Origin of the sequence: Xenorhabdus sp. IM139775, from assembly GCF_028598745.1 — a bacterium.
GTDB lineage: Bacteria > Pseudomonadota > Gammaproteobacteria > Enterobacterales > Enterobacteriaceae > Xenorhabdus.
In genome coordinates, this window is record NZ_JAQRFK010000010.1 from 35,945 (window position 1) to 58,984 (window position 23,040).

13 protein-coding genes are annotated in these 23,040 nt (G+C 47.4%); 2 read left to right on the forward strand and 11 right to left on the reverse strand.

What is annotated here, in order from left to right; genetic code table 11:
• Positions 1-804 carry an inositol-1-monophosphatase gene (gene suhB, locus PSI17_RS03760; RefSeq protein WP_273550684.1) on the forward strand — a complete coding sequence of 268 codons (804 nt, stop codon included), beginning with the start codon at positions 1-3 and terminating at the stop codon, positions 802-804.
• A 115-nt stretch (positions 805-919) separates the two neighbouring features.
• Here suhB and PSI17_RS03765 read toward each other — a convergent pair whose 3' ends face one another.
• Together PSI17_RS03765 and glyA are read right to left on the reverse strand one after the other, a co-directional pair.
• The gene (locus PSI17_RS03765; RefSeq protein ID WP_273550685.1) at positions 920-2,158 is read right to left on the reverse strand and encodes a 3-phenylpropionate MFS transporter; all 1,239 of its coding nucleotides are present in this window, start codon (positions 2,156-2,158) and stop codon (positions 920-922) included.
• 92 nt (positions 2,159-2,250) lie between these two features.
• Positions 2,251-3,504, reverse strand: coding sequence for a serine hydroxymethyltransferase (glyA, locus tag PSI17_RS03770; protein ID WP_273550686.1), 1,254 nt, complete (start codon positions 3,502-3,504; stop codon positions 2,251-2,253).
• Positions 3,505-3,839: 335 nt separating this feature from the next.
• On the opposite strand from glyA, the gene hmpA reads away from it, so the two are divergent.
• The gene (gene hmpA / locus PSI17_RS03775) at positions 3,840-5,054 is read left to right on the forward strand and encodes an NO-inducible flavohemoprotein (protein WP_273550687.1); all 1,215 of its coding nucleotides are present in this window, start codon (positions 3,840-3,842) and stop codon (positions 5,052-5,054) included.
• A 225-nt stretch (positions 5,055-5,279) separates the two neighbouring features.
• On the opposite strand, the gene PSI17_RS03780 is transcribed toward hmpA, so the two are convergent.
• From PSI17_RS03780 to purL, 9 genes are all read right to left on the reverse strand, one after another.
• Entirely contained in the window at positions 5,280-8,528 is a 3,249-nt protein-coding gene (locus tag PSI17_RS03780) for a type I restriction endonuclease subunit R (protein WP_273550688.1), read from the reverse strand.
• Positions 8,525-9,835 carry a restriction endonuclease subunit S gene (locus PSI17_RS03785; protein ID WP_273550689.1) on the reverse strand — a complete coding sequence of 437 codons (1,311 nt, stop codon included), beginning with the start codon at positions 9,833-9,835 and terminating at the stop codon, positions 8,525-8,527. The genes PSI17_RS03780 and PSI17_RS03785 overlap by 4 nt, the downstream gene beginning before the upstream one ends.
• Positions 9,835-12,195 carry a type I restriction-modification system subunit M gene (locus tag PSI17_RS03790; protein WP_273550690.1) on the reverse strand — a complete coding sequence of 787 codons (2,361 nt, stop codon included), beginning with the start codon at positions 12,193-12,195 and terminating at the stop codon, positions 9,835-9,837. The genes PSI17_RS03785 and PSI17_RS03790 overlap by 1 nt, the downstream gene beginning before the upstream one ends.
• 338 nt (positions 12,196-12,533) lie before the next feature.
• Entirely contained in the window at positions 12,534-12,872 is a 339-nt protein-coding gene (glnB, locus tag PSI17_RS03795) for a nitrogen regulatory protein P-II (protein ID WP_045971762.1), read from the reverse strand.
• Positions 12,873-12,887: 15 nt separating this feature from the next.
• Positions 12,888-14,510, reverse strand: coding sequence for an NAD+ synthase (locus tag PSI17_RS03800; protein WP_273550691.1), 1,623 nt, complete (start codon positions 14,508-14,510; stop codon positions 12,888-12,890).
• A gap of 179 nt (positions 14,511-14,689) precedes the next feature.
• A complete protein-coding gene (gene glrR, locus PSI17_RS03805) occupies positions 14,690-16,027 on the reverse strand; it encodes a two-component system response regulator GlrR (RefSeq protein ID WP_273550692.1) in 1,338 nt (445 codons plus the stop codon).
• Between the two features lie 2 nt (positions 16,028-16,029).
• On the reverse strand, positions 16,030-16,923 hold the full coding sequence (gene qseG / locus PSI17_RS03810) for a two-component system QseEF-associated lipoprotein QseG (protein WP_273550693.1): 894 nt from the start codon (positions 16,921-16,923) through the stop codon (positions 16,030-16,032).
• 5 nt (positions 16,924-16,928) lie between these two features.
• Positions 16,929-18,368: a sensor histidine kinase gene (locus tag PSI17_RS03815; protein ID WP_273550718.1), complete on the reverse strand. Its 1,440-nt coding sequence runs from the start codon at positions 18,366-18,368 to the stop codon at positions 16,929-16,931.
• 694 nt (positions 18,369-19,062) lie between these two features.
• Positions 19,063-22,962, reverse strand: a complete 3,900-nt coding sequence (gene purL, locus PSI17_RS03820) for a phosphoribosylformylglycinamidine synthase (RefSeq protein WP_273550694.1) — start codon at positions 22,960-22,962, stop codon at positions 19,063-19,065.
• Positions 22,963-23,040 lie beyond the last annotated feature (78 nt).

Consider the following 23,040-nt stretch of genomic DNA (forward strand, 5'->3'; position numbering starts at 1 on the left):
ATGCATCCGATGCTAAACATTGCTATACGCGCTGCGCGTAAAGCCGGCAACTACATTGCCAAAAGCTATGAAACTCCTGATGCTGTTGAAGCAAGCCAAAAAGGCAATAACGATTTCGTTACCAATGTTGATCGTGAAGCCGAAACGCTGATCATTGACATCATCCGTAAGTCCTATCCCAAGCATACTATTATTACCGAAGAAAGCGGTGAACTCTTAGGAGAAGAATACGATTTCCAATGGGTTATCGATCCACTGGATGGCACCACCAACTTTATTAAACGTCTTCCCCATTTCTCTGTTTCCATTGCCGTGCGTATTAAAGGCCGCACTGAAGCGTCCGTGGTTTACGATCCAATGCGCAATGAGCTGTTCACCGCAACCCGTGGTCAAGGCGCGCAATTGAATGGCTATCGCCTGCGTGGGACGAATGCCCGTGATCTGGATGGAACGATCCTGGCGACCGGTTTCCCGTTCAAAGCCAAGCAGCACGCTACCCCTTACATTAATGTACTGGGTAAGTTATTTGAGCGCTGTGCAGATTTCCGCCGCACGGGTTCAGCGGCACTGGATATGGCTTATGTGGCTGCCGGACGTGTCGATGGTTTCTTCGAAATTGGCCTGAAACCGTGGGATTTCATGGGCGGCGAATTGCTGGTACGTGAATCAGGTTGTATTGTCACCGATTTCGTTGGTGGCCATAACTATATCAGCTCCGGCAATATCGTTGCGGGCGGCCCACGTATTGTTAAAGACATCCTGTCTGAAATGCGTGAAGAATTGACTGAAGCATTGAAACGTTAATTCTTTGATTATTAATAAATATTATCTGAGCAATGTTATTTTCAGGGCACCCATTGGGTGCCCTTTTTTCTTATTCCTTTTTTCTTATTACCTTGGTTTTTCTTGCCTTAGATTTTTAGTCTGGCGCATGGGCCTCAACTTTTGGCCGCAGGAACAGAGCCGGCAACACAATCAACGCCATCACCCAAAATATGCCACTGCCGATATGCTCATACATGAAACCCGCAATTATGCTCATGACGGCAATACCGCCCCCCATTGCCAAGGCAGAATACGTGGCCTGCAAGCGGATGATTTCGTTTTCTTTTCTGGCGCCGATAAAACGCATCGCTGCCAGATGACAAACCGTAAAAGTGCCGCAATGCAGGATTTGGATAATAATTAACACCAGTAATTCGGTCGATGTTCCCATCAATCCCCAACGAACCACACCACAAATCCCTGACAACAACAGCAAATTACGTGCACTCCAACGGCGGAACAGTTGCTTACTGAAAGTAAAGATCACAACTTCAGCCACCACGCCCAACGACCAGAGATAACCAATGGTTGATGAGGAATAACCCGCTTGTTCCCAATAAATGGAACCAAAACTGTAGTACCCGGCATGAGCGGCCTGTAACAAAGTCACACAGATTAAAAACTGCCACACGGATTTTTCAGATAAGAGTGTTTTAAAAGAAACCGCGTGTGTATTTGCGGCCTTCACTTTACCGACTGGCATGATGGCAGGTTTCAACAACATACCCAACAGCATGGCTGCAATACTGAAAATCAAAAAAGCCAGAATGATCTGGTGCGTGCCAAATAAGTGGTGACCTATCCACGCATTTAAACGGTCAAATGAGATATCCCAGCCAACGTTCAGACTACTGAGTGAGAAATTGATGCCATTGGCCGACATTAATATGCCTGTCAACGAAGAACTGATGATAAACGCAATCGATCCCCAGACCCTGACCTTGCCATAATCAAAGGTAAATTGTTTTTGCCATGTGCCTGCCAACGCATCTGATAAAGGGACTAAAGGGGAGAAGAATAGGTTGAAGCCAACCATGACAAAGAAAAGCCATGCCCAATGGCTGCCGAAGACAAAGCAAACGGCGAAAAGCAATGCCAACAATGAGAGAAGACGCAACGCCCTGATTAAATTAGCCGGATCTTTGATGGTCGGCGAGATAACCAAGCTGCCGATAAAGCGGGCGATCATGCCAACGCCTAACAATATTCCTATCATTGAGGCTTCAATGCCTTCCCCTTTTAACCAGACAGACCAAAAGGGCAAGAATATGCCATAAGAGAAAAAATAGGTGAAATAGCCCAACCCTAGCCAAAATGTTGATGGAACGACCATCCAAATGCTCCTATTTTCTGAATGCAAAAAAACCCGCTCAAAACTGACGTTATGAGTCGGGCTTATGACTAAACTACATTATTGATTTTAAATTACGCGTAAACCGGATATTTTGCGCAGATATTCAATACTTTTTGCTTAACACTTTCAATGGTCGCTTCATCATTGATGTTATCCAGCACGTCACACATCCAGCCAGCCAGTTCACGGGTTTCTGCTTCCTTGAAGCCGCGACGGGTAATGGCAGGCGTTCCGATACGGATACCCGACGTGACGAATGGGCTGCGCGGATCGTTCGGTACGCTGTTTTTGTTAACCGTGATATTGGCACGCCCCAATGCCGCATCAGCCTCTTTACCGGTGATGTTTTTATCCACCAGATCCAGCAAGAATAAATGGTTTTCAGTTTCGCCGGAGACGACTTTGTAACCCCGTTGCAGGAAGACGTCGACCATCTCTTTCGCGTTCTTGGCAACCTGATGTTGGTAGGCTTTGAACTCAGGCTCCATCGCTTCTTTCAATGCAACGGCCTTACCGGCAATAACGTGCATCAATGGGCCGCCCTGGGAACCGGGGAAAACAGAGGAGTTCAGTTTCTTATAAAATTCCTCATCGCCACCTTTCGCCAGAATCAAGCCGCCACGAGGACCTGCCAGTGTTTTATGCGTGGTTGTTGTCACCACATGTGCATGGGGAACCGGGTTTGGATAAACACCGGCGGCAATCAGACCCGCGACGTGAGCCATGTCAACGAACAGATAAGCGCCGATTTCATCAGCAATTTCACGCATCTTCGCCCAATCAACAATACCGGAATAAGCAGAGAAACCACCGATGATCATTTTAGGCTGGTGTTTTTGCGCTTGGGCACGAATATCGGCGTAATCAATTTTACCCGACTCATCAATACCATAAGGGACGATGTTATAAAGTTTACCGGAGAAGTTAACGGGAGAACCGTGAGTCAGGTGGCCGCCGTGCGCCAGATTCATCCCTAAAACCGTATCGCCGGGTTTCAGCAGTGTCATGTACACCGCCGCATTTGCCTGAGAACCAGAATGTGGCTGGACGTTAGCATAGTCGGCACCAAACAGGGCTTTTGCACGGTCAATCGCAAGTTGTTCAACGATATCGACATACTCACAGCCACCGTAGTAACGTTTACCCGGATAACCTTCCGCGTACTTGTTAGTGAGCTGAGAGCCTTGAGCCTGCATCACTCTTGGGCTGGTGTAGTTTTCAGAAGCAATCAGTTCAATGTGTTCTTCTTGACGACAAACTTCCTGTTCCATCGCTTGCCACAGTTCGGGATCGTAATTCGCAATATTCATTTCACGCTTTAACATTTGGTTCTCCTGACTCAGCTACATCTCGAAAAAAATACCCCTGAGGGCCAGAATGCCACACAGTGTAAACTCTTTTTATCAAATGAGATAGTCTTGACAAAACAAATTACGCAAACGTTTGCATTATGCGTTAACCGCCATCAGAAGCCCAATAATCTGTTATTGTGCCAATAATTACCGTTTTATTACTGGTATTTGTGATCCTGCCCAAGGTTTACGCTGCTTTAAATTCTATATTTTTGATTTAAATCGAGATAATCCTCTTTTCTCAAATTAGCATATTCCCAAACCCTATAAGTTGCATATAAAATACAACTTATAGATTTCAGCATCACATGAGAAAAATTCAGGAGCTCCCCATGCTAGACAGTCAGGTTATCGCAACCATCAAATCGACCATTCCACTCATTGTTTCTACCGGCCCCAAGCTAACGGCGCATTTTTACGAGCGTATGTTCAAGCATCATCCTGAATTAAAAGATATCTTTAATATGAGTCACCAAATCAATGGTGATCAGCGTGAAGCGCTTTTCAATGCCCTTTGCGCTTATGCCGCCAATATCGATAACCTGTCAGCGCTATTGCCTGCCGTAGAAAAAATTGCCCATAAACATGCCAGCCTCAACATTCAACCTGAACATTATCAGATTGTCGGTAAGCACCTGCTGGCAACCCTTGATGAACTGTTTCATCCCGGTGACGAAGTGCTCAGTGCTTGGGGAGAAGCCTATAACCTGTTGGCGAATGTCTTTATCCATCGGGAAGAGGAAATTTATCAAAACGGTGAGTCCCTCGAGGGCGGTTGGCGTGATCTGCGGCCGTTCCGTGTCAGCCGGAAACAGCCACAAAGTGATGTCATTACCAGCTTTGAGTTTGTACCGGTTGATGGTGATAAGGTCATGGATTACAAACCGGGGCAATATTTGGCGATCTATATTGAAGATCCCAGCTTTGAAAACCGTGAAATTCGCCAATATTCGCTGACTGCCGCACCCAATGGCACCAGTTATCAAATTGCCATTAAACGTGAACCGCAGGGCAAGGTGTCAAATCACATGCACGACAAGGTACAAGCAGGGGATACTGTGATGCTGGCCGCGCCACGCGGTGATTTTTTCCTTGATGTGCAATCTGGTACGCCGGTGACGCTGATTTCGGCGGGCGTGGGCCTGACGCCCATGATGAGTATGTTGCAATACCTGCATAACCAACATCATGCCGGAGCGGTAAACTGGTTCCACGCCGCAGAACATGGGGGTTATCATGCTTTCGCCAATCAAGTGAATGAAATGTCCCAATCCATGCCTAATCTGCATTCACAAGTTTGGTATCGCGAACCCAGAGATAGCGATCAGAAAGGCATCCACTACCAACACACCGGACTGATGGATCTCTCTTTCGTGAAAGACGCCATAACCGCAGAAGGGATGCAATTCTATTTCTGCGGACCTGTGGCTTTTATGCAGCATATCGCCAGACAGTTGCTGGCAATGGGCATTGATGAACAGCATATCCATTATGAGTGTTTTGGCCCGCATAAGGTCATGTAATACGGCTGAGTGCGGGTTCTAACGCCCCCCAAAAAGTGACGATACTGCCTATGGTGTAGACCCACTTTTGTTAACCAATTCAGTATGCTCCATTCTCTAAAGCATGTTCAGAAACATAGCTGGGATGATATTTCCCAGCTTCCAGCATTATTCCTCACTTATTCAGCGCATGATAAATTTTTAATGAATTCAGCATGGTTTAACCACTCCTGCTCAACTAAAAACTCAAGCTCCTTTCAACATATCAAACACCACTCGCGCAAACCCTTTTGCCAGCTCAGGGTTAGACAGGTACTGCATCATCATATCTTGCTGAGCGTCGTTGCTGTCCATAACCGCATCATCAATGGCTTTAGGAAAATCACCTAACATGGCTTGCTCACGTGTGTTATTAGCAATCTGCGTCATCACCGCTTGGTTTTCCGACAGCTTATCACGCACGGTAAAAGCATAATTGATCATGTCTTTGTCAGTGAGATTGTCAGTAATAAACAGGTCGTTTAAACGTGCCAGAATATTCGACAGAAACTCTTCTTTCTTATCCTTTGGCTTCGCTGTACCAATATCATTGCCTGATTTGATCTTGTATTCTTCAGCATCTTCCTGAAGTTTGAGATGTTGTTCGTGGAGTTTTGACAAACGGTAATGGCTCATCTCCACATTACTTAAATCAATCTCATCTTCTTCAATACGCTGCTCATGGAGCAACGGGCGAAGGTGACGAGCAAACAGGCTCAGCCTCTCTAAATCCTTGTCATCGTAGTCAACGATCTGCGATATAAATTCGTAGAAACGGACAAAGCTGCCGAGATCTTTTTTGAAGATATCCAGTTTGTCTTTTTCCTGTTTGCTCGCTTTAAAGTTGTTTTCCGCGTTAGTGATTAGCACCACATCACCGGTCTTCTTAGTACGTTCAAACATCTCCTTTGCCAGCACATAGGCATCAATCGCGGAGATATAGCGTTGTTTCCAGCGCTCAACAGCAGGCTTACAAATATTGCTAATCGCTGCGTTAGATTTGTTTTTGGTGAAGAACGCCTCACAGAATTGCTCAACTTCTCTCCACAGGAAAATGCCGCTGGTGCGAAGTTTCTCGAACAACTCGAACACTAACTGTGGATCGCTGACGTCGGTTAGCTCCGCTGTTTGATAGTAAGGCTGGAAAGCGCCCAGAATGTCGTCCGGTTCATTAAAGAAATCGAGCACAAATGTTCCCGATTCTGCTTTACCCGGATAGGTACGATTTAGCCGTGAAAGTGTCTGCACACACTCCACCCCGCCCAAAGCTTTGTCGACATACATGGCGCACAGCTTAGGTTGGTCAAAACCGGTCTGGAATTTATTCGCTACCAGCATCACCTGATAGTCATCACTATCAAAAGCTTTACGCATATCCCGGCCTTTCAGCCCAAGGTTCATACTAATTTCAGTAAACTTCTGGTTCAGCAGTGCGAGGCTATTGTGGTCGCTTTCAACGAATTCGACTTCGCCTGAAAACGCCACCATCGCATTGATCTTCTGGTAACTGTTCTCAGCAATGTATTTATCAAACGCCAGTTTATAACGTACGGCTGCTTTACGTGAGCTGGTAACAACCATCGCTTTAGCCTGCCCACCCAGCAAATGCATCACATGCTTACGATAGTGCTCAACAATGACTTTTACTTTCTGCGAAACGTTATATTCGTGCAACGCTACCCACTGATTCAGTTTGACCTTCGCTTTTTTGCTGTCGACTTCCCGGTCTGGATCGTCCAGCTTCTGCAAGAGCTTATAGGCCACCTTGTAGTTAGTGTAGTTCTTCAGGACATCAAGGATAAAGCCTTCTTCAATAGCCTGACGCATGGAATAGACATGGAACGCTTCGGGCTTATTGGTTTTTGACGCAGGTTCAAGCGGATTGGGGAGACGGCCAAACAATTCCAGCGTTTTGGCCTTCGGCGTCGCGGTAAACGCATAGTAGTTAAGATTATGACTACCTTTACGTGCGGCAACGGTGGCATCCAGAATATCTTCCGAAAACAGCACTACATCGTCATCCGCCTCCTCGGTCATCAGCACTTCTTTCAGCTTGCGTGCCGTTGAGCCGCTTTGTGAAGAGTGGGCTTCGTCGGCAATCACCGCATATTTACGCTGTTTAAGGCTGATGCTGTTTTCAATTGCCTTCAGCACAAACGGGAAGGTCTGAATAGTGACGATAATAATCGGCTGCGAGTTTTCCAGCGCGCTGGCGAGCTTTTCAGACTTCGAACCATCGCCTTCTTTATTGTTGATGCGTCCGACCACACCATCCTGATGCTCAAACTGGTAAATGGTGTCCTGAAGCTGATCGTCCAGCACGGTACGATCGGTTACCACAATCACCGAATGGAACTGCTTCTCGCCTTTCTCATCGTACAGGCGGGAAAGCTGATGGGCGGTCCAGGCAATCGAGTTGGATTTACCGGAACCCGCGCTGTGCTGAATCAGATACTTATTACCGGTGCCTTCCATCGTAGCAGCAGTAATCAGCTTGTTCACCACGTCCCACTGGTGATAGCGCGGGAAAATCAGGCTTTCTTTCTTGCCTTTCAGGCCGTTCCACTCTTCTTTTTCTTCGATTTGCAGATGCACAAAGCTGGCGAGAATTTTCAGCAGATTGTCCGGCAGCAATACCTCATTCCACAGGTAGCTGGTGGCATATTGGTTTGCATCTTCCGGGATATCATTCCCCGCACCGCCCTCTTTTGTGCCTTTGTTGAAGGGCAGGAAGAAAGTTTTATCGCCGTCGAGTTTGGTTGCCATAAACACTTCATACTGACTGACGGCAAAGTGCACCAAAGCGCCACGTTTGAAGGTGAGCAGCGGTTCCGGTTTATTGGTGCCAGGGTCTTTGGGCAGACGCGTTTTCTTATACTGATTGATGGCGTTTTGCACTGCTTGCTTAAACTCTGACTTAAGCTCCAGCGTGGCAATTGGCAAGCCATTCACAAACAGCACCAGATCAATGCGCCACTTTTTCGCTTTTACGCCAGATTCTTCAAATGCCGCTTTTGAGGCATGAGGGCTATAAACCAGCTCCGGTACAATGCGGCAGATATTTTGCTTATAGCGCGCCAGCGTTTCCGGGTTGAGGTTATGTTCCGGCTTAAACTGACACAGGGAAAAGCGTGCGCTATGGCTTTTTATTCCGTGACGCAATACGCCGAGCGTGCCGTAAGTGCGTGAGAGCATATCGGTGGCATTGATATCCGCTTTTTTCAACTGAGCCACCAGCGCATCGAGGAAATGGCGCTCGGTATCGGTGGGATAAATCTTTGAAAACTTATCCCACTCCTGCGGCTGCGTGGTCTGCACGAAGGTCAGCGCATCCTGCGAATACAAAGCACGTTCGCGATCATAGCCATTAGATTTACCACGAATCCAACCTTTTTCGACCATCTGCGCGATCATGTCATCCTGAAAAATCAGTTCCTTGGTGGTGTCCATACTCATGCGGCGGCCTCCTGTGACTCCTCAACATCCTGCGTGTTCAGTGCAACCCAGTTGCGAACGTCGATTTTTCCGGTGACGGCAGCGGAGATTAGGGCGGTGCGGCGTTCTTGGAGTAGAATAACTTGTTCATTAGCTGCACAAATCAGATGATCGTATTTTTTTCTTTGAGTAATAATATATTCTTCAATATCACTACGTTCATTGATTTGGTAAGAGTACGCAATTTTTAAATTATTCAATGCTTCTGCTGTAAGTTTCGGCTGCGCAGAACCACTTACTATAGGACTGATATCAATGTGTTCAATTGCTTCAGACCAGAAGTCAACTAACTCATCTTCTGACTTTAATATATGGGCGTGGTTATTCACCCAATACTTTCCTTTAGCGGAGAATGCCAATGGCGTATTTCTTGTAACTAAATTAGCACCATCCTCGCCCACTAAAATGGTAGGTTCATCAAAAATATAATCATCTACATAATCGATTACGCCGGAGGCACCATAGTAACGATAATCACCACCACGCTTACCTCTTTCCTCACTACTTAATGGAATTCTTCTCGAATCCTGATTCCTTAATATATATTTTATTGCACTGACAACCCAATGTTCCGGCACTTCGCCCAACCACTCAACACCAGAATCTTTCATCGGCACATCAGGATTTAGCCCTTTGGTTACGGCATGGCTAATCACTGCCTGACGTTTTTCTTTCAGCAGTTCAATAAGTTGCTTTTGCTTGTCAATTAAGTTATCAATTTTTGCGGTTTCGTGATCGAGAAATGCTGCTATTTGAGTTTGTTCCTCAAATGAAGGGCAAGGGTATTGAATTTCATTGAAAGCTTCAGTAGGTAAACGCCACCTTCCCAAATGAGCACTTCCTTGTCCAAGATGGAAAAAACGACGTTGTTTGTAGCCATCTTGCAATAAGTAAAGATAATAACGACTATAAAAACTATGTTTATCTCGTACAGAAAACACTCGATAGTCTGGGCTGGTTACACCATTATACGCAGAAATATCAACATACCCTGTTAATAAATCCATATGATTCATTGCAAACTCACCTGTATATACTCTTTGATATTTTGAATAATCCATTGATAGCTGACCTTCACCGCTATCTATATCTTTTATCTTGATCCCTTTTTGGGTTACAGATAAAACATCATAACCAATTTTACCTGCAATTCTTTTCTTGATCTCAAAGATGTATTTAAGTTTGAGCACAGACCACTGTTGAGGAATAACGCCAACAGACTCAACCCCAGAATCCTTATATTCCGGATACGCCTTATATTTCGCCATCAGGAGTGCACCTCTTGCAGCAGCTTCATAATCTCAGCGCTTACCGCATCCAGATCGGTATCAATCTCTTCCAGCGGACGCGGCGGCTGATAAACGTAGAAATGGCGGTTAAACGGAATTTCATAACCGACAACACCCACTTCCCCGTCTTTGGCATCGCGCTTATCGGCATTAATCCAGGCATCGGCCACATGCGGCAGCACTTCCGCTTTGAAGTAATTCTCAATCAGGGCGCTGGTAGATACAGCCGGATTCAGCGGAACGTTTTCGTTATCACGCAGGTCACCGTCCTGCTCAAACTCCACCACTTTGCCTTTGTACTCAAACGCACCGTACAGTGGCTGGGCAGCTTCTTTCAGCACCTTTTTCACAACCGGCTCGGCGTCAGGATTTTTGGTGGTGATAGCACCGATAAACTGTTTGTTCTCTTTGGTATCCAGCTTAACACCTGCGGTTTTCAGTGCGCCTTTCAAAGTGAGCTGGAACTGGTTGAAGTCATTGCTGACTAACGTTTTACTACCTGCCTGTGCACCCAATGCCGTCTGAATCTGCTGCGCTTTATCCATTAATGTGCGCTGCGCCAGCCAAAGTTTACTGTCCAGCAGGTCTTTAATTTGCTTCTCTTTCAGCTCAGCAAATTCCTTTTTGATGATGCCACGGGCTTCCGCTTCAATCTCTGAGAAATCACCATAGTTATCATCCTGCCACTTTGCAGCGAACTCGTCATGCAGACGTTCCATTGGCGCGTGAAACGGCTTCGGTGCAAAGCGCAGAGAGGCGATGACCTCATCGGTCACTTGGGCAGACAAACGCAGCGGGCGTTCAATCGTCAGGCGGCGATAGCCAAAGTCAGTGCTGTTAAAGATTTTGCTGGCGAAGGTTTTCGGCGCTTCGGTTTTAACAGTGGCAGACTGACGACCACGGTTGGATTTTTGCCCTGCGGTTTTTTCCAGCCCCAAATCACCCAACGGCGTGGTATCCACTACCTCAAAATCACCAAAGGTACGGGTGATGAGTTTAATATCATCTTCACCCATCAAATTACGTTTAGAACCCAGCGACTTACGCATTTTGCCGCATAGGTGAGTACCATCAATCAACTGTACTTTGCCTTTGCGCTCTGACGCTTTCTTATTCGACAGGATCCAGACGTAGGTCGCAATACCCGTGTTGTAGAACATATCGGTCGGCAGCGCGACAATGCCTTCCAGTAAGTCGGCTTCCAGAATATAGCGACGGATTTCACTCTCACCGCTGCCTGCCCCGCCGGTAAACAGCGGCGAACCGTTGAGGATAATTCCGATACGCCCACCATGAGTCACGGTGCCATCGACATTGTGGCTGTCGCGCATTTTGCTGATAAGGTGCAGCAGGAACAGCAGCGAACCATCAGACACACGCGGCAAACCAGGGCCAAAACGTCCGTTAAAGCCTTTCATCTGGTGCTCGTCGTTGATCTCACCTTCAATCTTTTTCCAGTCCACGCCAAACGGTGGGTTAGACAGCATGTAGTCAAACTGGTCCTGCGGTAGCTGGTCGTTAGAAAGGGTATTGCCCAGTTTGATGCGGCTGACGTCCTGACCTTTGATCAGCATGTCGGCTTTACAGATAGCGTAAGATTCCGGGTTCAGCTCCTGACCAAATGCACGCATCACCGCGTTAGGGTTCAGTTCATGGACGTATTCCATGCCGGAAGAAAGGAATCCGCCGGTCCCGGCTGTTGGGTCGTAAATGGTACGGATAATGCCGTCTTTCGATAACGCTTCATCATCCTCCATAAATACCAGCGAGGTAGTTAAACGTACGATATCGCGCGGGGTAAAGTGCTCCCCCGCCGTCTCGTTTGAGCTTTCCGCAAAGCGGCGGATTAATTCTTCAAACACTAACCCCATATCATGGTTAGATATTTTTTGCGGGCTGAGATCGGTGGTAGCGAATTTTTTCACCACTTTGAACAACAGATTGGCATCCTGCAAGAGGCTGACAAAGTCACTGAAATTAAAGTGTTCGAAGATTTCACGCGCATCTTTTGAGAAAGATTGGATGTAATTCTCCAGGTTGACCGCGATATCATTTTGCCCCATCTTTCCGAGATCCATCGGAGAGGAGTTGAAGAATGTCAGGCCACTGGCACGGAGCAGAAATTTCTCTTTTGCTTCTTTTGGCAGCGAACTGGTTTTCAGTTTTTCAGCCTCGGCTACCACGGCAGCTTTAGTGGCGGCTAACACGCACTCAAGACGACGCAGCAGTGTAAAAGGCAGGATCACACGCCCGTACTGAGATTGTTTAAAATCACCGCGAAGCAAGTCAGCAACCGACCAGATAAAAGCCGCCGTTTGAGAAAAGTTAGTGTCAGACATGATTGATACCCAGAAAATGACATAAAAAAGTAACTTGATTATACCTCACTAGACATACCATGCTTTAACTTATAGCGCATTCAGTCCAACTTAAGTAGGTTGACATCAATTACTGTACCAAAGGATTGAAGTAATTTCTGGTGGATGTTATTGGGTGATCTACTTGGATGGTAATACGCAACAAAATTGTTATTTACAAAATGTTAGCTTATTACACGCAAAGAATATAAGTGATAACGGCTAAAAATCAGCCATCCCCATACTCATCTCCCATTCGGGTGTGGGCTGACTGACGAGTTGCCGTTATCACTTTTTTTCAGGCGGTTGCAGTGGCTTGATTAAATCGCTTCTTCATCCTGTTCACCCGTGCGGATACGCACAACACGGGCAACATCGAAAACAAAAATTTTGCCATCGCCAATCTTGCCGGTTTGGGCAACCTGCATGATGGTTTCGACGCAGGTATCAACAATATCATCCGGTACGACAATTTCTATTTTGACCTTGGGCAGAAAATCCACCATATATTCTGCACCACGATACAGCTCGGTATGCCCTTTTTGACGACCAAACCCTTTTACTTCTGTCACGGTCATACCGGTGATACCCACTTCAGCCAGCGCTTCACGCACATCATCCAGCTTGAAAGGTTTGATAATTGCATCAATCTTTTTCATGAAGTTTTCCTGTTATTACCAGTTTTTACGCCCGAAACCAGACGTAATCGGGTAGCGTCTGTCTTTGCCAAAATCACGCTGCGTAATGCGGGGACCAATCGGTGCCTGACGACGTTTATATTCATTGATATCAACCAGCCGGATCACCTTGCGCACAGTGGCTTCATCAAAACCTTCCGCAACCAGATCAGCCACGGATTTATCTTTTTCAACATATCCTTCGAGAATAGCATCCAGCATGTCATACGGAGGCAGGCTGTCCTGATCCAGTTGATCAGGTGCTAACTCCGCTGAGGGTGGGCGATCAATCACACGCTGGGGGATCGCCGGCGAGAGGGTATTACGATAGTTAGCTAAGGCAAATACCATCGTTTTAGGGACATCTTTCAACGCATTAAAGCCCCCCGCCATATCACCATACAGGGTTGAATAGCCGACGGCGGATTCACTTTTGTTGCTGGTCGTCAATACCAAGCGACGACGCTTGTTAGACATGGCCATCAGAATAACCGCGCGGCAACGTGCCTGTAAGTTCTCTTCCGTTGTGTCTTTTTCGGTTCCCGCGAACATCGGCTCAAGCTGGGCCATAAACGCATCAAACATCGGCTCAATGGAAACGACATCAAATTCAACCCCCAGCAATTCGGCTTGTTCCCGGGCATCATGGATACTCATTTCTGAGGTATAACGGAATGGCATCATGACCGCCTGCACATGATCTTTCCCCAACGCATCCACGGCTATCGCCAAGGTTAACCCTGAGTCAATACCGCCAGATAACCCTAGCAAGGCACCGTTAAAGCCATTTTTCTGCACATAATCACGTACAGAAAGCACCAAGGCTTTGTAGATTTGCGCCAGCGGTGGCAATTGAGGGATCGGATCAGCCATTAACTCAATATTCATCTCATTGAAACGGCACTGCTCAACCTGCTCATCAAACGCTGCCATGCGATGCGTAATGTCACCATTGGCATCAAAGACCTTAGAACAACCATCAAAGATGAGCTGATCCTGCCCGCCGACCTGATTAAGATAGATAATTGGCAGGTGGGTACGCTGACAATGAGACTTAATTAATGTGCTGCGAATATTGGGTTTTTCACGGTTATACGGAGAAGCGTTAATCGACAAGATGATTTCTGCTCCGGCCTGTTTCAGGGCGTCAACCGGGGCGTCAAACCACAAGTCTTCACAAATCAATAACCCCAGTTGATAGCCTTTGAAAGGTATCACACAGCGTTGATCACCTGCTTTAAAATAACGCTCTTCATCAAAGACACCATAATTTGGCAGTAGCTGCTTGAAATAACGTGCCACTATTTCCCCTTGCCAAAACAGGGAAAGCGCGTTGTAGAGTTTGCCATCCTGTTGCCACGGATGCCCGACTAAAATACCCACCTGAGAACTTGCTGCTTGCAAACGAATCAATTGTTCACGACAACGCTGATGCAAATCAGGACGGAACAACAAATCTTCAGGAAAATAGCCAGACAGCGCCAGCTCAGAAAACATAACCAGATCAGCACCTTTTGCTTGCTGTTCCTTGACTGTCTGCAACATGCGTTCGCTGTTGCCTTCAATGTCTCCCACCAGCCAATTTAACTGGGCAAGAGCGATATTAAGAGTACGGCTCATAAAATGCGGCTCTCCTAGGCCATAAATCATCGACCTGCCTTACTGACGTTTGGCAGTAAAGCGATTCATCGCTATACCCTGTATTTTTCATCTTGAATACGACGGGTATATCATTTCTATTTGATGTCAGTATGTTAATGTCAGTATTCAGTGTAAGAATATCTGGAGTAGCAGAAAAGTTATTCCTTGAAATCATTGGCATCCAATTCGTGGCGTGCCAACAACTTATAAAATTCTGTCCGGTTACGCCCTGCCATGCGGGCAGCATGGGTCACATTCCCTTTGGTGATTTGCAACAATTTACGCAGGTAATTCAGCTCAAACTGCCCACGGGCTTCCACAAATGTCGGCAAAGCCGTATTTTCGCCTTCCAGTGCCTGAGTCACCAACGCATCACTAATGACCGGTGCCATTGTCAGAGCCACACACTGTTCGATCACATTGACCAACTGACGCACATTGCCCGGCCAACTTGCTGCCATCAGGCATTTCATGGCTGTGGTAGAAAAACTGCGCACAAAAGGTTTATGACGCTTGGCCGATTCACGTAACAGGTGATTAGCCAACAGGGGAATATCTTCGGCGCGTTCGTTCAAGGCAGGAATTTTCAGGTTAACAACGTTCAGCCGATAGTAGAGATCTTCCCGAAACTCATTACGCTGCATGGCCTTGGGTAGGTCGCGGTGAGTGGCAGAAATGATCCTGACATCAATATCGATATCCCGGTTACTCCCCAACGGGCGGATCTTGCGTTCCTGCAACACTCTCAATAGCTTAACCTGCAACGCCATCGGCATATCACCGATCTCATCAAGGAACAGGGTTCCTCCCTGCGCGGCTAAAAATAGCCCTTCCCGGCTGCTGACGGCACCCGTAAATGCGCCTTTGGCATGACCAAATAATTCAGATTCAAGCAATTGTTCCGGTAAGGCGCCACAGTTAATGGCAATAAAAGACTTTTTCGCCCGGGGGCTTGCCCGATGGATAGCCTGAGCCAGCACCTCTTTACCGGTGCCACTTTGCCCATTAATCAGGACACTCACATCGGATTGCGCCATCATCTTTGCCTGTTCCAACAGACGCAACATCAGGGGACTTCGAGTGACGATCTTCTCGCTCCATTGCCCATCCATGGCCGGCGTTGACAGTTCCAACGCATCATCAATGGCTTTATACAGTGCGTCACGATCAACGGGTTTGGTCAGGAAGCTAAACACACCTTGCTGTGTGGCTGCCACCGCATCAGGAATCGATCCATGCGCGGTCAGAATGATGACAGGCATGCCGGGATACTGTTTCTGAATCTCCGCAAACAGTGCCATACCATCCATTTCATCCATGCGTAAGTCACTGATCACCAAATCGACTTTCTCTCTTGCCAGTAGACGTAATGCTTCATGACCACTCCCTGCGGTCGTCACGCGAAACCCTTCACTGGTCAACCGCATTCCCAATAGTTTCAGCAAGCCGGGATCATCATCAACTAAAAGGAGATGGGCAGAATTACGCGCTGTCATTATTATTCGGCTCCTTTTTCTTCTGAGGCATGGGCTTCTGTTTGAGTATCCGCATTGGCTGCGGGGGTGTTTTTCGACTCTGCTGTATTATTCGATAACGTATTATTCGATAACGCATTATCTGATGAAGTGTCGGTATTGGATGGCGTCACAGCACTACTTTGCTCTTGTTTACGGGAGGAAAGTTGGCGTTCAATATCGGTCAGGTTTTCGAGTTTGCGGGACATTGAGCGAAGTTCATATTCCAGACGTGCCCGTATCTCTTTCAAGCTATCAATTTTGTTATCACTATCAGACTGAAGACGCTGGAATTTAACGCTTTCTTCGACGAGATTAATTTTCAGATATTGCTGTTCTCGCCACAGCTGGAGTAATGGCCGCAAAGTGACCGGAAACTGTGCACTATGGCGATTAAAGTTTTCCACAATATTGATGCGTTCAACCAGTACAGACGTTGCCCTGCCAAGCAAAATGCTCTGTTTAAGCACTTGATGCCAGTCAGTCGGTGCCTCTGGGATAAACCGTTTTGCCATTTCACGCGCTTTTGCCGACGTCAATCGATCCGTGCAATCGATGAACCTCAACCAATATAGCCCGTTTTCCATCGCCGCGGGTTTCGCGATGTCCCAGATTAAATCACAATCCCTGACACGATAATCCGTGACACTCTGTTCTGGCAGAATAGACTGCGCAAGGGTTGTCAAGTTCTCTGATCCGCCAGTTTTAGCGCACCCTGCCAGCAAATAGGGAACAAACAGTAGCAACATGGCACGGAAACACAGCGCCGGGGCACTAGCCCGGATAGACTGCATAACAGCCGTTTTTCTCGTTGGCTTAGTCACAATATTTTGCTGTTCCGTCCCCGTCATAAAGCGGTAAGTAAACCTGATATACATGTTATTTAGTCATTCTCTGCGGTTAATGGCAGTTCAATTCGAAAACATACGTCAGCAAATTCGGATTCTATCAGGCAAAGCTCTCCCTGCATCTGTTTAATGCAGTCTTGCGCAATGCTCAAGCCAAGGCCACTTCCTTTAACGGCGCCTTTTCGTTGAAGTTTTCCTTGGTAAAATGGCTCGAAAATCATGCTCTTTTCTAACTCAGGGATAGGTGTGCCTGTATTGGCAATGTCAATCTGGAGATTTTTCCCCACTTGCCGACTAGAAATCCAAATGTTACCGGATTCAGCGCCATAGTGCACTGCATTGGAGTAGAGATTATCAATCACCCGCGTCAATAAGCCCGGTTCCGCCCAACAATAATCCATATCCAGTTGAATTTTTGTATAAATATTTTTTATCCGCGCCGGCAATTGATGTGATAATACGACACCATCCACCACCTCTTTCAAAGAGACAATCTGATGTTCGGCAGGGCCATCCGCTAATTTGCGGTTATATTCAAGCAATTGTTCAATAAGTTGCTGTAAATGCTTACTACTACTGTCCAAAATACTGACAACTTCTTTTTGATCGGCCGTCAAAGGCCCCGCCACTTCGTCAGCTAACAACTCCGTCCCTTCACGCATACTGGCCAAAGGGGTTTTCAGTTCATGGGAGATATGGCGTAAAAACTCATGACGCTGAGACTCAAGCCAGGATAAACGCTCACTCAGCCAGATAATGCGTTGGGCCAGTGATCGCAATTCCCGCGGCCCCTTAAAGGTGTCAATCTGATTTTCCAATGATTGCCCTTCCCCGAGCCGATTGATCATCCGCTCAATGCCTTTTACCGGCCCAATGATCATACGTGTAAACAACGCTATCAAAAAGGCACTTAACAAGAATAAAATAAGGCTTTGCCAACCGAAAAATTGTCCTTTATCCGCGATATCCTTTTGCAGTTGCTCACCACGACTGAAAATAATATTACGGGTTTCCTGTACCAAAAGATTATTCGCTCTGGAGAATTCTTCAAGTAATTTAGATGAGGCGGGTTCGGGTATGCCATTACTACAAGAAATGTTGGCCAGACCTGACAATAATTCGTTAAATTTCTTGGTATATTCCGCATTAGCCAACATCGCCATCTGATTACCGAGCATATTCAGGTATTGCCGATATTGACGTTGATACAGTTTTTCTAGCCGGGCATCCCCTAAGACACAGTATTGACGGTAACTCCGTTCCATCTCAAGGGCGACACCAATCATCGCTTCGCTACGGCGGGCATCCGCCAGCGTTGAACGATTAATTTCAGCAGCTTGGGTACTGAGCTGATCAAGGCTTTGATAAGCCTGATAAGCCAACACTAACAATGGCAATAACACTAACCAGAAAGCCATGACCACTAACTGGCGCAATGAGCGCGGGAATAAACGCCATTTTTTCAAAGAAATCATCTTATAACCCGTAATGACATTGATGCTACTCGCCACAAGGCAGAGGATCATGGAGAGCAATGGGTAAGTGAAAGCGATGCGGGTGCGTACATAAACACGATGGACAGGAGTAACCTGTAATAATGACGGCGGGATAGTCATTTTTTTACTATCCCGCCAGTGAGGACCCTGCATACCATTCAGCATGTAGGCGGTGCCTCACTCCACGTGTCGCCCTGTGTTTGATAAGGCCCGAAAGCGAGTATCATTAAGTTGGACGGTAGGCACCTTACTTCGGCGTCATTCTGGGCTTATGTGGCATGTTTCCACCTAATTGCGGGCCGACATAACAAGTTGAATGAGCAACTGCCTTATATTAAGCATATTACATGCCAACTTTGAAAATTATTTTTAACACATTGATTTTATTACAAATAAATAAAAATATCTATTTATTACCTTTTTTTATCGCTATTTATTCATGTTTGATACGCATGAGTGTCGCCTATTTATGACACCTTACCATCAAAAAATATTTCACGAATAATATCAATGAATTAAATGTCTCTTTTTTGCGACACTGTAAAGCCCCATTGTCGCGATATGGAGACACTGCCAGAGAAAATGATCAATCAAAGTAAACTGGCGTCAAATAAAAAGGCCCTGATAAATTTTCAGGGCCTTTGTCAGGCAGAATATATAACCGCGAGGGGAATTAACCTAACTGTTTACGCGCATTACGGAAAATACGCATCCACGGGCTATCTTCTCCCCACTCTTTAGGATGCCAAGAGTGACTGACGGTACGGAATACCCTTTCAGGATGGGGCATCATTACCGTGACTCTTCCATCAAGGCTGGTCACCGAAGTAATTCCGTTCACGGAACCATTTGGGTTTGCCGGATAGTTTTCGGTCACTGACCCGTTATTATCCACAAAACGCAATGCGACTTGCTGATGCTTTTCAAGCTCCGCCAGACTCAGGGTGTTCCTGAACTCCACCTGCCCTTCCCCATGAGCCACGGCTATCGGCAAGCGAGATCCCGCCATATCTTTCAGGAACAGTGAAGGGCTGTTTGCCACTTCCACTAAGCTAAAGCGGGCTTCATAGCGTTCTGAACGGTTACGGACAAAACGCGGCCAGTGTTCTGTACCCGGGATCAACTCATGCAGGTTAGACATCATCTGACAACCGTTACACACACCCAGTGCCAACGTATCCGGCCTTGCGAAGAAACTGGCAAAATCATCACGTACCCGCGCATTGAACAGAATGGATTTCGCCCAGCCTTCACCCGCACCCAGCACATCCCCATAAGAGAAGCCACCACAAGCCACCAAGGTCTGGAATTGATCTAATGAGATCCGCCCTGCCAATAAGTCACTCATATGCACATCCACGGCCTCAAAGCCTGCCCGGTGGAATGCCGCCGCCATCTCGACATGAGAGTTAACGCCCTGTTCACGCAGTACAGCAACGCGCGGACGCACTTGTTTTGAAATGTGTTTTGAAATATAGCCAGCAGCAATATCTTCGGCGGGGTCGAAAGATAGTTTCACATTCAAGCCGGGATCATTCACATCCTGTTTTGCCTGATGTTCTTGATCTGCGCACGCTGGGTTATCGCGCAGACGCTGCATCTGCCATGTGGTTTCTGCCCACCATAAGCGCAATGTACTGCGATTCTGGCGATACACGTCCATATTGCCGCTGGAAATCACGAAATCATCGCCTGTCCGGGCTTTCCCCAGATAATGTACACATTCACTCAAGCCATAATCGGCCAACAGGTTTTCAACTGGCTCCCGGTCAGTCTCACGGATTTGAATGACTGCGCCCAATTCTTCATTAAATAACGCGGCCAGGATATCTTCATCAAAGGCACTGATATCGGCATGCAGTCCGCAATGACCCGCAAAAGCCATTTCAGCCAGTGTCACCAGCAACCCACCATCCGAACGGTCATGGTAAGCCAGCAATTTTTGTTCTGAAATCAAATGCTGAATGGCATTAAAGAAACCCGCCAATTGTTCGGCACTGCGGACATCGGCGGTTTTATCCCCCAGTTGACGATAAACTTGGGCCAATGCCGTGCCACCCAGCGCATTCTGCCCTCTTCCCAGATCGATCAGCAGCAGCGCATTGTCCTCTTCCGTCGATAATTCGGGTGTCACGGTACAACGCACATCTTCTACCCGCGCAAACGCACTGATCACCAATGAAAGGGGAGACGTCATTTCACGAACTTCCCCCTCTTGGTGCCAGCGTGTTTTCATTGACATCGAATCCTTGCCGACCGGAATGGTCAATCCCAATGCCGGGCACAACTCCTCACCCACGGCCTTGACCGCGGCATACAGACCCGCATCTTCACCCGCATGGCCGGATGCTGACATCCAGTTAGCCGATAATTTCACGCGTTTCAGATCCTGTACATAAGCGGAAGCGATATTGGTCAGCGCTTCGCCCACCGCCATACGGGCTGATGCCGCAAAATCCAACAGGGCAACCGGAGTGCGCTCGCCGATTGACATGGCTTCACCGTAATAGCTGTCCAGGCTGGCGGTCGTCACCGCACAATCGGCGACCGGAATTTGCCAAGGGCCGACCATTTGATCACGGGCAACCATGCCGGTGATGGAACGATCGCCAATCGTAATCAGGAAGGTTTTTTCCGCGACGGCAGGCAAATGCAAGACACGTTTGACCGCTTCCGCCAGATCGATGCCCTTGCGATCTAAATGTTGCCCCTTCGCTTGCAAAGTTTGAACATTTTTCAGCATCTTTGGCGTCTTGCCGAGCAAGACATCCAGCGGCATATCGATCGGCTGGTTATCAAAATGGCTGTCATTCAGCAGCAAGTGCCGTTCTTGTGTGGCTTCCCCAATTACCGCATAAGGGGCGCGTTCACGGCGGCACATGGCTTCAAACAGCGCCAACTGTTCTGGTGCGACAGCCAACACATAACGTTCTTGGGATTCATTGCACCATAGCTGCAATGGGCTCATTCCGGGTTCATCGTTGAGAATATTGCGTAACTCAAAGCGCCCGCCCCGACCGCCATCACTGACGAGTTCAGGCATGGCATTTGATAAGCCGCCCGCCCCGACGTCATGGATAAATAAGATGGGATTGTTATCGCCCAATTGCCAGCAACTATCGATAACTTCCTGACAGCGGCGCTCCATCTCCGCATTGTCACGCTGCACAGAGGCAAAATCCAAGTCCGCATCAGACTGGCCCGATGTCATCGAAGAGGCGGCACCGCCCCCTAAACCGATATTCATGCTTGGCCCGCCCAACACAATTAATTTTGCGCCGACCGGTATCTCCCCTTTCTGCACATGATCTTCACGGATATTCCCGATCCCGCCTGCCAGCATGATCGGCTTGTGATAACCACGCAGTTCTGTGCCGTTATGGGAACTGACTTTTTCTTCGTAGGTTCTGAAATACCCCAGCAATGCCGGGCGCCCAAATTCATTATTGAACGCCGCGCCACCCAATGGGCCTTCCAGCATAATATCCAGGGCGCTGACAATGCGATCAGGTTTGCCGAAATCTTCTTCCCACGGCTGTTCAAACCCGGGAATTCTCAAGTTTGAAACCGAAAAACCAACCAGCCCGGCTTTGGGCTTGGCACCGCGTCCGGTTGCGCCTTCATCACGAATTTCGCCCCCTGAGCCAGTCGCCGCACCCGGCCAAGGCGAAATCGCGGTTGGATGGTTATGGGTTTCCACTTTCATCAAGATATGGGCTGGCTCTTGGTGATAATCATAAGTGCCGGTTTTAGCATCAGGGAAAAAGCGGCCAACCTGAGAACCTTCCATCACCGCCGCGTTATCTTTATAGGCAGAGAGCACGTAATCCGGCGTCTGTTCAAACGTGTTTTTGATCATCTTGAACAAAGAGTTGGGTTGAGCCTGACCATCAATAACCCAATCTGCATTGAAAATTTTGTGGCGACAATGCTCAGAATTGGCTTGGGCAAACATATAAAGCTCAACATCCGTTGGATTGCGCCCCAACGTCTGGAAGGCGTTCAACAGATAATCAATTTCATCCGTCGCCAGCGCCAATCCCAACTCAACATTTGCCGATTCCAGTGCTGCCCGTCCTGACTGCAAGATATCAATCTGTTTCAACGGCGCAGGTTGTTGGTGAGAAAACAGGGCTTCGGCCTGTTCAAACTGAGTGAACACACTTTCCATCATGCGGTCATGCAATAACGCCGACAACGTTTGCCATTGCCCCGCATCCATTTCAGTCCCCTGAATATGGTAGGCGATCCCCCTTTCTAAACGGACAATCTGGTTTAGCCCACAATTGTGAGCAATGTCTGTCGCTTTCGATGACCAAGGGGATATCGTGCCCGGACGCGGTGTGACTAATATTAATTGCCCCTTAGGCTCAAGTTCAGCCAGAGAGGGTCCATATTTTAATAGCTTATCTAATTTCTCTCGTTCCTCTTCCGTGATTGGGGCACTCACTTCGGCAAAATGGACATATTCTGCATAAATGTCGGTAACCGGGAGATAGTGATCTTGACACTGGGAAAGGAGCTTAGTGATACGAAATGCCGATAAAGCGGGCGAGCCACGCAGAATTTCCATAATAATAGGTTCTCTCATCTTAGAAGCAAAGCCTGACTGATGCCTCAGGGAAACTGCAAGCATTATAGAGGAATGTTT